This window comes from Frankia sp. AgPm24 (genome assembly GCF_023243055.1).
In the GTDB taxonomy this organism is placed as follows: Bacteria; Actinomycetota; Actinomycetes; order Frankiales; family Frankiaceae; genus Frankia; species Frankia umida.
This window is the reverse complement of sequence record NZ_JALKFW010000153.1, coordinates 1-15304: the sequence shown is the minus strand read 5'-3', so window position 1 is coordinate 15304 and position 15304 is coordinate 1. Positions and strand designations below refer to the sequence as shown.

14 protein-coding genes are annotated in these 15304 nt (G+C 72.2%); 4 read left to right on the top strand and 10 right to left on the bottom strand.

Translation table 11 applies throughout. The annotated features are described in order from the left end of the window. Positions 1-191 (top strand): transposase (locus MXD61_RS07490; protein ID WP_248812105.1); only part of this gene is annotated, 191 nt, incomplete at its 5' end. Positions 192-228: 37 nt separating this feature from the next. Here MXD61_RS07490 and MXD61_RS07485 read toward each other — a convergent pair. The 3 genes from MXD61_RS07485 to MXD61_RS07475 all read right to left on the bottom strand — a co-directional run bounded on the left by MXD61_RS07485 (position 229) and on the right by MXD61_RS07475 (position 3580). Continuing rightward, on the bottom strand, positions 229-1377 hold the full coding sequence (locus MXD61_RS07485; RefSeq protein WP_248812104.1) for an MBL fold metallo-hydrolase: 1149 nt from the start codon (positions 1375-1377) through the stop codon (positions 229-231). 279 nt (positions 1378-1656) lie between these two features. Next, the gene (locus tag MXD61_RS07480) at positions 1657-2628 is read right to left on the bottom strand and encodes an FkbM family methyltransferase (RefSeq protein ID WP_248812103.1); all 972 of its coding nucleotides are present in this window, start codon (positions 2626-2628) and stop codon (positions 1657-1659) included. A gap of 250 nt (positions 2629-2878) precedes the next feature. Continuing rightward, positions 2879-3580 (bottom strand): FadR/GntR family transcriptional regulator, encoded by a 702-nt coding sequence (locus MXD61_RS07475; RefSeq protein ID WP_248812102.1) that lies wholly within the window; start codon positions 3578-3580, stop codon positions 2879-2881. A 459-nt stretch (positions 3581-4039) separates the two neighbouring features. Between MXD61_RS07475 and MXD61_RS07470 the strand changes: the two genes are divergently transcribed. From MXD61_RS07470 to MXD61_RS07460, 3 genes are all read left to right on the top strand, one after another. Then, complete coding sequence (locus MXD61_RS07470; RefSeq protein ID WP_374628571.1) at positions 4040-5740, top strand: metallophosphoesterase; 1701 nt, start codon at positions 4040-4042, stop codon at positions 5738-5740. A 196-nt stretch (positions 5741-5936) separates the two neighbouring features. Continuing rightward, positions 5937-6335 (top strand): hypothetical protein, encoded by a 399-nt coding sequence (locus tag MXD61_RS07465; protein WP_248812100.1) that lies wholly within the window; start codon positions 5937-5939, stop codon positions 6333-6335. A gap of 148 nt (positions 6336-6483) precedes the next feature. After that, entirely contained in the window at positions 6484-7953 is a 1470-nt protein-coding gene (locus tag MXD61_RS07460; RefSeq protein ID WP_248812099.1) for a DUF6461 domain-containing protein, read from the top strand. Positions 7954-8109: 156 nt separating this feature from the next. Here the strand turns inward: MXD61_RS07460 and MXD61_RS07455 are convergent, their stop codons facing one another. The 7 genes from MXD61_RS07455 to MXD61_RS07425 form a co-directional block, all read right to left on the bottom strand. Beyond that, positions 8110-8748 carry a hypothetical protein gene (locus tag MXD61_RS07455; RefSeq protein WP_248812098.1) on the bottom strand — a complete coding sequence of 213 codons (639 nt, stop codon included), beginning with the start codon at positions 8746-8748 and terminating at the stop codon, positions 8110-8112. Positions 8749-8995: 247 nt separating this feature from the next. Then, positions 8996-9268 carry a ferredoxin gene (locus MXD61_RS07450; protein WP_248812097.1) on the bottom strand — a complete coding sequence of 91 codons (273 nt, stop codon included), beginning with the start codon at positions 9266-9268 and terminating at the stop codon, positions 8996-8998. A gap of 73 nt (positions 9269-9341) precedes the next feature. Beyond that, the gene (locus tag MXD61_RS07445) at positions 9342-11027 is read right to left on the bottom strand and encodes an SLBB domain-containing protein (RefSeq protein ID WP_248812096.1); all 1686 of its coding nucleotides are present in this window, start codon (positions 11025-11027) and stop codon (positions 9342-9344) included. Beyond that, the gene (locus MXD61_RS07440; RefSeq protein ID WP_248812095.1) at positions 11014-11874 is read right to left on the bottom strand and encodes a ferric reductase-like transmembrane domain-containing protein; all 861 of its coding nucleotides are present in this window, start codon (positions 11872-11874) and stop codon (positions 11014-11016) included. The genes MXD61_RS07445 and MXD61_RS07440 overlap by 14 nt, the downstream gene beginning before the upstream one ends. Then, a complete protein-coding gene (locus tag MXD61_RS07435; protein WP_248812106.1) occupies positions 11871-12644 on the bottom strand; it encodes an FAD:protein FMN transferase in 774 nt (257 codons plus the stop codon). Before MXD61_RS07435 ends, MXD61_RS07440 begins: the two co-directional genes overlap by 4 nt. A 248-nt stretch (positions 12645-12892) precedes the next feature. After that, entirely contained in the window at positions 12893-13168 is a 276-nt protein-coding gene (locus MXD61_RS07430) for a hypothetical protein (RefSeq protein ID WP_248812094.1), read from the bottom strand. A gap of 415 nt (positions 13169-13583) precedes the next feature. Then, entirely contained in the window at positions 13584-14900 is a 1317-nt protein-coding gene (locus MXD61_RS07425) for a cytochrome P450 (RefSeq protein ID WP_248812093.1), read from the bottom strand. Positions 14901-15304: the final 404 nt, after the last annotated feature.

Below are 15304 nucleotides of genomic sequence, written 5' to 3'. Positions count from 1 at the left end.
TCGCGGTCCGGGAATGGACCTGCCAGGCCTGCGGGTCGACGCACGACAGGGACGTGAACGCGGCGATCAACGTCGCGAAGGCCGCCGGACTGGCGGTGCCTGCCCGTAGAGCGCAGGTAAGACCGGCACCCGTGCCGGCACCGCGCGGCGAAACGGGAACCCATCCGAAGCCCACCCCTACCGGGGTGTAGCAGACGGGAATCTCCTCCCTTCAGGGCGGAGAGGAAGTCAAGGCAGGGCGTAGTACAGGACGTCGTCGACCTCGCCGGCGCGCAGGCGGCCCTGGGCGACGAGCAGGTCGAGGTGGGCGGCGGTCTCGGTGACCGCCAGCATCCGGTTGAACATGTCGAGGTCGTCGAAGGCGTGTTCGCGGCGGGTCCACGTCATCGCCCGCGCGACCGCGAACGCCGTGTCGGCGCCGACCCGGACGGCGTCCTCGGCGACGTCGAGACGGGTCGCGTGATGGGCGAGCAGCTGGTCGATCCGGGCATGCGCGCTGTCGGTGACCGGGCCGTGGGCGGGTAGCAGCCGGGCGTCCGGCATCGAGCGGACCAGACGCAGCGAATCCAGGAACGCGCCGAGCGGCAGCGGCCCCGGATCGGCGGTCAACCCGATCGACGGGGTGATCGTCGGCAGCACATGGTCACCGGCGAACAACAGCCGGGACGCCTCGTTGTGGAACACCACATGCCCCCGGGTGTGCCCCGGCGTCGGCACCGCCCGCAGGGTGATGCCGTCCAGCTGGACGTCCACCGGGGCGTCCAGCCACTCGTCGGGCACCGCCCAGTCGTCGGTGCTGTCGTCCCTGACCAGTTGTTCGAGGAAGAACCGCATGAGCTCGGTGGCGAGCTCGGCCGCGCCGAGGCGGATCAGCTGGCGGTGCTGGATCTCCCGGCTCTCCGCCCGCGGCCGGTTCATGAAACGGTCGAGCGCCGGCTGCTCGCCGAGGCCGAGCGCCACCCGCATCCCGAACCGTCGCCGCAGCACCACCGCCTGGGTGTAGTGATCACGGTGGATGTGGGTGACCAGGAACCGCTGGATGTCCCCGAGGCCCGCGCCGAGCTTGCCCAGGGCCGCTTCGAGGCGCTGCTCCGACTCGGGCACCGACCAGCCCGCGTCGATGAGCACCAGCCCGTCCGGCTGCTCGATCGCGTACACGTTGACCGCCCGCAACCCGTCGTTCGGCAACGGCAACGGGATTCGATGGACCCCCGGCTCCACCTGCTCGACGTTCGGTTCGGCCCACTCTGGCAACGCCCGCGTCCCGCTGATGTCGTACCCCTCCACCACATCGCCGCCCAGCCCGGTCCGTCGCGTCCCGATCCGTCCGTGTGGGATCGAACCGTTCGGCCACCGGGCCTTTACCAGGCTAATCATCGCACCGCGGCCCCACCGGGGCATCCGACGGCGGACGCCCCACGCATCGCGACCTGCGCCCGCGCCCGAATCCGCCGGCCCGACGGGCCATCGAGTCGCCGATCCACCGTGGTGAACCCCGCCTCGCCGGCGGGTCTGTGCGGCGGGCGGCCGAGGCCGCGGTGCGCTGTGGCACGGAGCCCGCACTGTGGCACGGAGCCCGCACTCTGACGTCGGTCTCCGGCCTGCCCTCGGCGTGCGCCGGACCGCCAGTGGTGCCGAGCCGGTCGTCGCCGGTCGTCAGACCAGGGCGGTGGGGGGCAGCAGGAGGGTGGGGGTGGCGGTGGAGAAGTAGTTGGCCACGTAGGGGCGGGCGGGCTCGGTGGCGAGGCGGCGCTGCTCGGCGGTGGGGTCGATCGGGCCGACGAGGGTGTCGTCGGACTCCTCGTGGCGGTAGGTCAGGTAGCCGTGGGTGTCGAGGGCGTCGAACACCTCGGCGGGGGTGCCGCCCTCACCGACCAGGGCATCCTCACTGATCTCGAAGCACAGGACGTCGATGCGGTGTTCGGCGAGCAGGCCGCGGGCGCCGGAGAAGACGTGGCGTTCGAAACCCTCGACGTCGACCTTGCACAGGGCGACCCGATCGAGGTGATGCTCGGCGGCGAAGTCGTCCAGCGTGATCGCGGGTACCTCGACGGTGGCGCTGGGACGGACGACGACGCCGTCGTAGCCGTACATCGGATGGTTGCCGAGCGAGTTCCAGCCACACGCCGGGTCGTCGAAGACGTGCATGAGGGTGCTGCCGGCGGTCTCGGTGACGGCGGCCCGCACGACCTGGACGTCGGTGGCGCGGTTGAGCGCGAGGGTCTGGGTGAGCCGGTCGGCGGTGGCGGGAACGGCCTCGAACGCGAACACCTGCCCGGATTCGCCGACATGGCGTTGCGCGTGCACGCTGTAGACGCCGAGATTCGCACCGACATCGAGGACGACATCACCCTCGCCGAGCATCCGGTCCATCAACTGGAACGCCGGACGGTCACCGGGGCGGCGCATGAGTGAACGGAGCCGGTCGCGCTGATCGGCGGGGACGAGCAGGGTGATGCCGTATTCGTCCTCGACGACCACCGCCCCGTGGCGGGCGGTGCCCAGGGCCACCCGCACCTGCCAGGCGGCGTCCTTTGCCGCGACGACTCCGCCGCGCAGCCGCTCGTGGCGTCGTAAGGACGCCTTCGCCTGCCCGACGACCCGCGTCGCGAGATCCGCCACCGGCATGTGTGCCCCCGATACTCGACAACGTCCGGGAAACGCCGTGTCAGGGAAACGCGGCGCGAAAATCCGCGGTGCCAGCAGAAAGGCGGGCCGCGATGAATGCGGCGGGCCAGCTCCGGATGGCTCCGTTCAGGTGGCAGTCACAGTAAATCCACGGCTCATCCACTGTCAACAGGGCAAAGCTTTGCGGAAAAGGAAAAAGCTACCCTCACGGAAGGGTCCGGTGCTGGGTGAGTGGGCGGTGTGTGGACGGTCAGTGCCAGTCGACGATCTCCTCGGCGAGTTCGGCGTGGCCGGCGAGCACCCGGGTGCAGTAGGCCTCCATGTGCGCGGCCATCCGGGCCTCGGCGGTGTCGGCGGCGCCGGCGAGCACGGCCGTGGCGATGGCCTGGTGCTCGTCGATGGTGGCCTGCCGTTCCCGCGGGTCACGGAACACCGCGCCCTCGACGCGGGTGGCCAGCCTGTCCTCGGCGATGTCGCGCAGCGACTGGCAGATCAGGGCCAGCACGGGGTTGCCGGACGCGGCGATGACCGCCGCGTGGAAGGCGCACGCCCGGTCCAGATAGGCGAACGTCTCGACGTCGACCGGCTCCGGGGTGGCGTACCGCTCCAGAACCCGTAGCTCCTCGCGGTCGGGATTGGTGGCGGCCAGGCGGGCCAGCAGCGGCTCGAGTGCGACCTGGGCGCGCAGCAGATGCGAATAGCGGGTCTGGAGCAGATGGAAGAACAACGTCGCGGTGCGCCCGAGCGACGAACTCTGCGGGCCGACAAGCACCGGGCCGCCACCTGGACCAGGACGGATGGTGATGAGGCCCTGCACCTCGAGAATGCGCAGGGCCTCCCGGACCGAGCTGCGGCTCGCGCCGTAACTGGAGATCATCTCGGCTTCGCCGGGCAGGCTCGCACCACGGGGAAGTTCCGCCAGTTGGCGGACGATCGCCCGGGCGAGCTGCACCGAAACCTTTTCTGCGCGCGATACGGGCGGGTGCACCGATGCGCGGTCCCGCTGGCCGTCCCCCGAATCTTCCAATGTCACCCGGGCATCGTATCCAGTGGAACGGACACTTCGTGCCACGCCGAGGAAACACCCTCCGAGGAAATCTGGATGAAATCATTTCGTAATCAAAGTAACATCCTGGACGGGCGATGATCCGGTCTGTTCCCGATTTCCGTACGAACTTGTCCGACGTTGTCCGGTGGCGCGTTCCGGTCTGATGGAACCAGCGCGAAATCATCGCCGAACCATCATCACAGCGCATCCTCATCGCCTGGCCATCGCCGAGCCATCGCGAGGCGACCACCGGGTCGACAGGTGGCGCGCGGGCAAGCGGCACCTCGTTGTTTACGCACTCTTCGGCGCCCGGCCACGTCGCGGTAGGTGATGGTGACCGGCGATGGTCCTACGTTCGAACCCATGCCTGTGAGCCCTTCAGACGAAGTTGTGGCGTCCGGAGTTCCCGCGCGTCTCGCGCAGGACATGACGATGGCCGAGCAGCATGACTGGCTCCAGAACTTCCTGCGCCGCCGGCCGGTGAGCCGCCGCGGTCTGCTGCTGGGCGGCCTCGCGGGGGCTGGTGCGGCGACCCTGGGCACGACCCCGTTCGGCCGCGCCGCCTACGCCGCGACGGACGAGGCGCCGCTGCTGGTCGGTGGCCGCCACACCGCCTTCGGCACCGACCCGGCCCGCCAGCTGCGCCTGGCCGGCCAGCTCACCCGCAGCCCCGGCCGCGGTCGCGTCCTGGTCGACATCGGCCCGACCCGCGCCCTCGGCGGCACCGTCGAGGCGGAGATCCGTCCGCTGTTGTCACAGGTCCCGCAGGTGGACGGCTCGATTCTGAGCGTCGAGCAGTTCTACGTGCACGCCGCCTTCGACCGGCTCGCCCCCGGACGCGAGTACTACTACCGCTTCCGGGTCCCTGGCGGGGCGGCGACGCCGATCACGGCCACCCGCACCGGCCATGCCAAGGGCCGCGCGGGTGGGCCGTTCAGTTTCACCATGATGGGCGATCACGGTTCCAACCACACGCCCCCCGGAGCCCCCAAGGCCCTCTTCGACGACAACTACTACAAGGACGACAACCAGCCCACCGTCGCCCACGCCTCGGCGATCACCGCGGCGATCGCCCGCGTCGATCCCGCCTTCCACCTGCTCGCCGGCGACATCTGCTACGCCGACCCGTCCGGCATGGGCAGGCCGCCGAAGCGGACGACCACCGGTCAGCCGCCGACCGGCTTCGACAACTACGACCCCACCGTGTGGGACGTCTACCTCTCCGACATCGAACTGTCGGCCGCGCGCAGCCCGTGGATGTTCGCCACCGGCAACCACGACATGGAGGCGCTCTACTCCCCGCACGGCTACGGCGGCCACGCCGCCCGCCTGGACCTGCCCGGCGGCGGACCCCAGGGCTGCCCGAGCGTCTACTCCTTCGTCTACGGCAACGTCGCCGTGCTCTCGCTGGACGCCAACGACGTCTCGTTTGAGATCAGGACGAACACCGGCTACTCCGGCGGCGCGCAGACCTCCTGGGTGGAGCGGACCCTCAAGGGCTACCGGAACGACCCCGACATCGACTTCATCGTCTGCTTCTTCCACCACTGCGCCTACTCGACGACGTCGCAGCACGCCAGCGACGGCGGGGTGCGCGCCGCCTGGACGAAGCTGTTCGACGCCTACCAGGTCGACCTCGTCCTGCAGGGACACAACCACCTCTACGAGCGCACCGACCCGATCCGCGGCAACGCCCCGACCCGTGCGGCCCTTGACGGTTCGACGATCGAACCCGCCAGGGACGGCACGATCTACATCACCGCCGGCTCCGCGGGCCGTCCCCGTTACGCGTTCCAGACCGGCGAGCTCGAGTCCTACCGCGGCAAGGTCGCCGCCCCCGGCTCGAACATCGTGCCCAACAGCTACGTGTGGGCCCCCGACGGCACCAGGGTGACCGAGTCGATCAGCTGGTCGCGTACCCGCTTCGACAACTACGCCTTCGTCGCCGTCGACTCCACTCCCGGCCATCCCGGCGGCGCGTCCACCCTGACCGTGCGCGGCATCGACGAACACGGCACCGAGTTCGACCGTGTCACCCTCTCCCGCCCCTGCCCCCGCCGCTGACCCCCTGACCCCCTGACCCGCTGGCCCCTGACCCGCTGGCCCGCCGCTGACCCGTTGGCCCCGCCACTGGCCGCTGACCTGGCGGTTGGCTGCGCCAAGGCGTCGTCTCGCGACCTTCCGCGCATTTTTGTCGGACCCGTCTTCTAGCGTGCGACCCGTTGGTCACGGATCCTGCGCGCAGAGGAGGCGGTTGGCCGTGAGTGAGATCGACGCAGCGACCATGGCGGTGGTCGTGCGGTGGGTGCTCGAGGTCGCGCCGACGCTGGCCGAGCGCATCCCCGCCCCGGTGGCGGTGGCGCTCGGTCGACTCGGAGCAAGCCTCGATCCGGCGGCCGCGCTCGGCGACGGGTACGCTCCCAGGCCGGTCGGCTGGGTGGGTGCCCGGGGTGCGAGCCTCCCACCACCGGGCCTCCCGTGGCCCGGTGGTGGGAGGGCGGGCTCGGGCTCCACGGTCGGGCCGAGCTACTCCCAGTCTGAGGATTCCGCGGTCCTCGGCGCCCTGCGGGCGGTGGGAGTGTCGGTAGCTGACCGGCTCCTCGGCGCCCTCGAGCTCACGGTGAACGGGCTGCGGCCAGCGCCGGTTACATCTGCATGAGCCGCATGTCTGCGCCTTCGTCGAGGATGTCGTCGCCGCCCTCACCGAACATCCGGCGATCGCAGGCCTGCTCACCCCGGCCCCAGATGCGGGTTTGGCCCCGGGTTCGGCTGTAGGTGCGGGCGGTGATGCCGCGTGGCTCGCGGGGTTGACCGAGGCGGCGTATGTCACCGGGCCACCAGGATGGCCGGGTAACGCACCTGCCGACGACCCCGCCGAGGCCGCGGCGGCCCTCGCACCCGCGGCGGAGCTGGTGGAAGAGGCGCAGATCGCGGCCCGCCACGGTGCACGTGCGCTGGCCCTGGGGATCGCCACGGCGGCCGCGATCATGCGGCGGGCGGATGGCTCGCCGTACGACGCGGCGACGATCATCGGTCTGGGGCTTGGCAGCGCCGCGGTGCACCTGGCCCACGCTCCGATGCCCGCCGCCTACGGGCCCGCGTTGTTCGCCCGCCGCCGGCGGCTGTTCACCCTGCCCCGAGCACACGCCGGGTTGGTCGACGTCCACGGTCAGGTGTTCGGCCTGCTCGAGGGGGACGCGACGCTGCTCGGTGCCGGTGCCGGTGCCGGTGCCGGTGCCGGTGCTGGTGCTGGTGCCATGGCAGCGGATGCCCGGTTCGCGGACAACGGCCTGGTCGCGCTGGTGCCCGGCGGACTGCTGGTACGCACCGGTCGCTCCGACGGCTCGGTCAACCTGCGCCTGGAGGTGCTCGCCGAGGCACCGAACGCCGAGCGGACCACCCGGCAGTTGGCGCTGCACGACGAGATCGTCGAGGTCAGCTGGCACGCCGAGGTCGGGTTCGCGTCCGTGGTCGGCGCCGGACCGATTGCCGAGCAGCACGCGTGGCGAGAACGGACCCCACCCTGGCCGGGGGACTACCGGGTGCGGGTCGCCGCCAGCGGCCGTGATCACGACAGCGAGTCCTGTGAACTACTCGTCTGGTCCGCTCCCCTGGCGCAGCCGCTGGTGCTGCGCCAGACCGACCGGCTCGGGCACCGGCTGCGCGGCCAGCCCGAACCATCCCCACCGCCCGAGGAGAAGTACCGCTGGATCCGGTCCCGCGGCTGCGTGCTCCGCGAGGCCGCGACGATCACCATCGTCGTCGGTACCGACCGCGACGAGGTGGTCCGCATCTTCGGCGCGGACCCGGTTCACCCTCGATCGCTGCACTCCCTGATGGACGCCCACGATCGCATCGGCTGGCTGGCCGCGATGGACGTGCCGGGCACCGACATCGTGGTGGTGATGGAGGAGAACAGCTTCGCCGGCTCGCACGGCCCGACGATCGCAGACCTGTCCCTGCGCGGGCATGCCGGCAGCGTGTTCTGGAACGTCAACGTCGACAACCGGCTGAGCCTGGCCCGCGGCGGCGACCTGCTGCTGGCCGAGGAGAGCTTCGAACGCGCGCCGGGAAGCCCCGCGCTCGCCCCGCTGTTCCACGGCCTCGACCTCACCCGGTTCGACGCGACGGTACCCAAGGGCCTGCTCGTCCTGGAACGTCTCACCGGCTACGCGCTGCGCCCCCAGGACGTCGACCGGCTCTGGAACGACCCGCTGGCCCACCAGATCCCCCCGGGCCCCTGGCCACCCGAACGGCCTCGACGGTCCGCTGAGTGAACACCTGAGAGAATGATCAAGTGACGTCGGGGGAGGCGTCGCACGATGGGCCGGTGCCGCATCACGGAAGGGGCGAGGGTGATGCGGCACCGGCGTGTGGTGCGCCGGCCGTCGGACGATGGTGACCGACGATGTCGGCCGGCGGTGCGGAGACGGTCAGGACAGCACGAGCAGGGCGCCGATGACCCAGCCGACGATGGTCGCGCCGATGGCGACGAAGGTCGCGAGCTTGCCGCGGCGGCTGCCCTTGTTCCACGACACCGCGCCGCAGGCGATGGCGGCGAAGCCGACGAACGGCACGAGCAGCGCCACGGCCGAGAACACGAAGGCGAGAATCCACAGCGTCCGCGCGCCGGCAGGCTCCACACCCGCCGCGCCCGGGCCGCCGGGCTGCGGCTGCTGCTGCCACGGACGGCCGTACTCCATCTGGTCACGGCCGGTGTCCGGGTACGGCAGGTAGCCGCCGGGCTCGTTCTGGTGCGTCGGGTAGCCCGACGGGGCGGGGTACTGGCTGCCATAGGGCTGGCTGCTGTACGCCTGGCTGCCGGCGGCTGGGTTGCCGTAGGGGTCGCCGACTCGGGTCTGCTCGGCGTCATACCGATCGGAGTCGGGCTGGCCGTAGTCGGATCGTCCGGTGTCGGGCTGGCCGGTGTCGGGCTGGCCGGTGTCGGGCTGGCCGGTGTCGGGCTGGGGGCCGCGGGGCTGCTCGCGGTACGGGTTGGCCGCTGGCATGGTGCTCGGAGCGGCGATGTGGCGGGTGTCGTTGGCGTCGTCCACGGTGTAGGGCCTGGTCATGGGGGTGGGTCCCTTCTACGCGTCGGGTCTGCCTGGGGCGGGCCTGCCAGGGTGGTGCCTGTCTGCGTGGTGGTGTGGTGTCGTGCGGTGGTGATCGCGTCGTGATGGTGCGGTACCCAGGCCTGAGCCACTGTCACCTCCTGATCGCGTCGAAACCACGGTGACCCGGTCGCAGCCTCGGCCCAGGCTGTGGCCCAGGCCCCGTCGGCGGTGCGGGTCCGTGCCACGCTGGCGCCTGGGCGGCGGTTCAGCTCCGTCCGGGGTTCTGGGGCGAGGCCGGACGCAGGTGCAGGGCGAGGCGTGGGCACAGGTCGGCGGCGCGCCGAGCGTGGTCGGCCAGGGGTGCGGGCACGGTGAGCTCGCGGGTCTGGCCGGTGGCCGAGTGCAGCGCGATGGGGTAGCCGTCCGGATCGCGGTCGAGCAGTTCGGGGAGCAGCTCGGTGCACCAGCCGCGGCCGTCGCAGGCCGTCCAGTCGATCCACAGCCGGAGGGATCCGGACTGCTGGGCCGTGCGGGCCATACATCCTCCTTGCGGATGAGCCGAGGTGGCCACCAACGAGCTGTCGCGCGGGCCGTGGCTGTGGTGTGGACGGTCAGGCGGGGGCGCTGCCGCGGCAGTAGCCGTCGGCGTGGGCACGGATGTCGGCGGCGAAGGTGCGCAGGGCGCTGCGGACCAGGCGGGCGACGCCGTCGGGATGGTGGCAGGCGCCACGCCCGGCGACCAGGGCGGCGAGGGCCAGCGCCCGGCTGGCGGCGGCCGCGGGGTTCCCTCGGGGCGGTGCGTCGGCGGGGCGTGGGCTGCTGACCCGAACGGACGGGTCGGCCTCGCGCGGATCATGGGTGTAGGTGCTGACGACGGTGTGGCCGACCGGGGAGCCCAGAGCGGCCATGGCGGCGGTCGCCTCGGCCAGCCGCGGCAGGCCGGTGACGCACGGGCCGCACTGGCCCGCGCTCTGGGCGGCGAGCTCGGCGACGATGCGGGCGGTCTTCGCCAGACCGCAGGCATGCGCGGGCAGCACCGTGAGGATGCCCGGCCCGGGCGTCGCGTCCCAGGCGGCCAGCCCCGCTCGGGAGAAGACCGTCCCGGCCCGCGCGGAGGCCGGCAGCCAGGTGCCGCCGTAGCCACCGATGCGCAGCGCCCCGACCGGAGCGCTGGCCCCACCGGCCAGCTCGACCAGCTCACCGAGCGTGGTGCCGTACGGCACCTCGACGACACCCGGTACCCGCACCGCCCCGGTCACGGTGACCAGGACGGTGCCCGGGTCGTCCACGGTGCCGAGGGTACGGAACCAGCCGGCGCCCCAGCGGGCGATCGTCGCGAGATGAGCGAGTGTCTCCACATTGTCGACGAGGGTGGGCCGTCCGCCGATGCCGACCTCGGCCAGCGGCAGCCAGTGCGGGTGCGGCCGCGCGGGACCGCCGGCCACCGCCGCGGCCAGCGCCGACGCCTCCCCGGCCAGGTAGGACGCGGGCGCCTCGTGCACCCGTGTCGGGCACCGGTCCCGTCCGGCCACCTGACGCTGCGACAGCGCCCACCGGACGGCCTGCGCACCCGGGCCAGGTTTGACATAGACGACGGCTTCGCCAGCGCCGACCGCCTCTGCCGCCAGCACCAGCCCGTCCAGGACGAGATGGGGCGCCCTGACCAGCAGGGTCGCGTCCTTGGCGCTTTCGGGTTCACCCTCGGCCGCGTTGGCGATCACGATCGGTGGCCCGACCACCCGGGCGGTGCGCCGCCCCGATCCGACCGGGGCGCCTCGCCGCGCGGTCTCCAGCACCGTGGCCAGTTTGCGCCAGGTGGGGAAGGCCGCGCCGCCGTGACCGGTCAGGCCGGCGTCGCGCAGGTCGTGGAGCAGCGCCCCACCGGGTCCCCGCCAGGGCACCGGTCCGTAGAGCCGATCGTGCTCGGCCAGGTCCGTCGCCGCGAGTCCCATCAGCCGGGCCGCGAGCGTGGGACGTCCAGGCCCGGTCAGCGCCACCGGCTCGCCATCGCGGCTGAGGACCACCCCGCCCAGGCCCTCGGACGCCCCAGCCATCCCCGCGCCATCCCCCGGCCGGGCCATACCGGAAGCCTGGCCCGGCATCGGCATCGGCATCTGGGTCGGCGTCGGCATCGGCGTCGGGGTCGGATCGGCGGTGGGTGCTGCCGCGGGGGACGGCGGTGAGGGCCGGGCCAGCGGTGTACGGGAGGAGAAGGCAGGTGAGGGTGCGGCGCCGATCGAGGTGGACGCGGCGGCATGGGCGTCATCGTTGATCATCTGGAGGTCATCGAAGGTCATGGTGGGGGTCCGATCGGGGGAGGGCGGAGCCGGCGGCACAGGCCGAACCGGGGACGGTGGCCTCGGCCGTGACCGACCGCGTCGAGAATCCGGATGCGACCAGCGGCCACTCCCCAGGCATGGCCGGTACGGCCTGGTCGTACTGCGCGCCCTGGTAGCCGTCCGCGGTCTGGTCGTACTGCGTGACTGGTCCGGGCGGCGTAGCTGGTGCAGGCTGTGTGGCTGGTCCGGGGGGTGTGGCTGGTCCGGGGGGTGTGGCTGGTCCGGGCGGGCCAGCCGGCGTGGCGGGGTTGGGCTGGGCACCGCGGGCCCGGGGCGGGCGGGCGAAGCCGGTCGACAGGCGCCAGGCGAGTGCGCCAGCGACGGTGAGCACGCAGACGACCACCATCGCCCGCAGCCAGCCGGTGCCACTGTCGGTGCCGCCGCCAAGCGCGTGACCGATCGAGATCGGCCAGGCCGCGTAGGCCGACCAGTGCACCGCCTGCCAGACGCGCCGGCCGATCCGGTGGCGCAGCAGGCTGGTCACGATGATCGCCGCGAGCAGGTCCAGCGCCAGCGTGCCCAGGCCCGTCCACAGCGGGCGGTGGCCCGCGCCGAAGGGGATGACCACATCGGGCACGGTCAGGTGCGCGTACGGGTCGAGCAGCAGGGTGAGCACGTGGATGCCGAGGAACACCACCGACAGCAGCGCCGCGGTGCGATGTACCTGGGCCACCACGAAGCCGGGCAGGCCCGCGAGACCCTGGCCCGAACGGGCCATGATGCCAAGTGCGACGTTCAGGCTCAGCAGCAGCAACGTCACCACTCCGGAGCCGCGTGCCACATACCAGAGGGTGTCGACGCTCATCGCGACGTGCCCTCGGAACGGGTGGGAGCCGCGGTGAGGGCGGTACCGGTGTTCGCCGCGACGCAGGTGCCGGCCGCGACCGTCACCGTCCGCCACACCGTGGGAGCCGGCTGGCAGGTGCGGGGATCGAGGATGTGGTGCAGCAGTCGGTCACCGCGCTGCCAGCGCCGGCCCAGCGTGCTCGAGGTGGCGACCGCCGTGCCGGCGGCCAGACCGACCACGCAGGTCGGCTCACCCGGCTGGTCGGCGACGTGCACCTGCCAGCCGCCCGCCGGCGCCTGGCCCGCGGTGGCGATGTCCCCACCCAGACTGACCAGCACCCCGGTGTCCAGCCGGGCGGCCACCTGGGCCGCGGCCCGGTCCGCTGTGTGCGCCTTCGCCGTGGCCCCGAGATCGAGCTGGACGTCCACCGGCAGGGTCAACGTCCGACCGGCCAGGCTGATCCGCCGCCAGCCCGGCGCCGGTCGGCGCACCGTCAGGACGGGCGGTCCGTTCCTGGCCAGCAGGGACAGGTCACGGTCGTAGCCCAGATCGGCCAGGGCACCACCAAGGGTCGGGATGACATCCCCACCGGTGCGCCGCGCGGCGTCCAGCGCCACCCCGATCAGCTCGGCCAGCAGCTCGCTGACCTGCTGGGGAGCGCCCCCGGCGGCGTCGAGGTGCATGATCTCCGCGTCCGGGCGGAACCGACTGGCGGCCCGGTCGACGGCGGCGATCTCGTTGGCCACGATCCGCCTGGCCGCGTCCAACTGGCCCGGATCGGTCACCACGACCTGTGCGGTGGTGCTCCACACGGACCAGGACGCGCATGCCGTCCCCCCTGGCCCGATCGGAGGCGAGGCCGAGGCGGGAACGGGAGCCGGGACCACAACCGGAACGGGAGACGGGGCTGGGGCTGGGGCTGGGAGCGAGACTGGGGCCGGGGCCGGGGCCGGGGCCGGGGCCGGGGCCGAAGGTGAGGGCGGGGACGGGGCGGGGGAGCCGGGCGGGACTGTGGCGGCCAGGGTCCGATCCATGATCAGGAGCCCCCGGTCGTCGCGTGGGTGCTGCCGCTGTCGCCGGTGGAGCCGGTCAACAACCCGTTGGAGTCCGTGGTGGACCCGCTCGACGTCGTGTCCGTACTCGTGTCCGAGCTCGAGCTGGTGGTGTCCGAGGTCGTGGTGCTGGCACCGGTGTCCACGGTGGAATGCTCGTGCGCCAGCACGCCGAATCCGATCATGCCCGCGGTCGCGAGGGCGGCTGTTCCCGCCGTGATCGGACCCGTCTGCCGCAGCCCCTGCTCTCGTGTGGCCACCGTGTCCCTCCCAGCCTCGGCGCTCCCGAACGGAGCGCACGATGACCACACTGGGAGGTGATGCTGTGAGCCTGCTGTGCGGTGGCTTTCCCTCTCCCCTGAGTCATCCCACGCACCGCCTGCCACCCCTGTGCGGCTGGCCGAGTGCGGGGTGCGCCACCGAAGAACGTCGAAACCACGACCATGGACCACGCTCGGTGAGCAAGGTCCCGGCGCGGTGGGCTGGCGGGCGGGAACGTGACGGCTACACGGGTCGTCGTGGGGGTGTTCGTGTCCGATTTGCCCCCCACGGCGACCCGTGTAGCTCCGGTCCCGGCGCGACGTGGACGTACCGGGCGGCCTGCCGGTTACTCCCTGTGCGACTGGACCGGGAGGTGATCAGGGCTGCGGGAGGCGGGGCTGTCAGGTGACGGGGCTACCAGGTGACGGGGAGAGCCTCGGGACGTCCGATGGGGGCCTTGACCTCGTAGCGCAGGTCTGCGGCGGGGACGGCCAGTCGCAGGTCGGGGACCTTCTCGATCAGGGCGGTCAGCAGTTCGGTGAGTTCCACCCGGGCCAGGTGGGCGCCGATGCAGTGGTGCGGGCCGTGACCGAAGGTGAGGTTGGGGACGGGGGTGCGGGTGAGGTCGAGGCGGTCGGGATCGGGGAAGACGGCGGGGTCGCGACTCATGGCCGCGAGCGGGACGACGACGACCTCGCCGGCGCGGACGACGAAGTCGCCGAGGTCGACGTCCTCGGTGGCGACACGGGGGAACGTCATCGACAGCGGGTGGTAGCGCAACAGTTCCTCGACGGCGTCGGGCATCCCGTCCGGGTTCGCCACCAGCCATTCCCATTGGGATCGGTCGTCCAACAGTGTGGTGAGGACGTTGCTCATCACGCCGGCCGTCGTCTCGAAGCCGCCGATCAGCAGTGTCATGGTGAGCGAGTGCAGTTCGGTCTCGGTCAGCGGCACGTCGCCCGCCTCCGGCGACGTTTCCCCCGCCGAGGTGGACGCATCACGGAGGGATTCTTCGTAGGCGTCCAGGATGACGTCAAGAAGGCCCTGTGCCTCGGCGCTGTTGACAGCGTTGTGTAGGCCGTCGGTGGCTGCGGAGACGGTGGTGGACCGGGCTTCGCGACGGATACGGACGAGGTTTCCCAGATAGCCGTAGAGGGCGCCGAGCCCGGCGGCGGCGGCCTGCGGGTCGAGGTGGAAGCGGAAGAGGGACTCGCTCCACGTGCGGACCTTCTCCCGGTCGAGGTCGGGGACGCCCAGCAGATGGCAGATGACCTCGATGGGCAGGTGGAAGGCCAGTGGTCGCAGGTCAGCGGGGGTTTCGGCGGCGAGCATAGCGTCGATCCGCGCATGGGCGGTGGCGCGGACGAACGGGCGCATCCGTTCGATCCGGCGGTGCGCGAAGCCGGCGTTGACCAGGCGACGAATGCGGGTGTGCGCGGGCGGGTCGAGCCACAGCAGCGAATTGGGGTCGGGAATCTGCCCGGCGGTCAGCGGGGGGTTGAAGTCGAGGGTTCTGGTCCGGGAGAACCGGGGGTCGGCGAGCATCACGCGGGCCGGCGCGGTGCGCACGATCAGCCAGATGGGCAGCTGGGACGGGCCGAAACGGACGCGGGTGGCGGGGCCCTGGCGGGCAAGTTCGGCGATGCGGGTGGAGGTGTGCGGAAGAAACGTGTCCGGAAACGGGAAGGACGGAATGTCCTGTGCGTTCTGCACAGTTTCGGTGACCGACATCGGGTCGGAGTTCCCTTCGGGGCCGTGGGGGCGGAGAACCGAACCGGGAGCGAACCGGGAGCGGAACGGGAAACGTGGTGCCGTCTGATCGAGCGCCATCCTCACACGTGCCGTTGGCGTCAGGTTGTGAGAATCGAATGATTGGGCATCGGATGTCCGTGATGCGCCATCCGTATGGGTGTGCGTGCGGTGACCGTCCGATCGTGGCAACTCATGGCCAGTCCGGACCCGCGCGGTCACCGAGGCGTCGGGGCGGTAGGCCATGGCCGGGGCGGCCGGGGCGGCCGGGGCGGCCGGGGCGGCCGGGGCGGCCGGGGCGGCCGGGGCCCCCCGCCGGGGGGGGGGGGCGGGGGGGGGGGGGGGGGGGGGGGGGGGGGGGCCGGGGGGCCCCCCCCCCCGGGGGG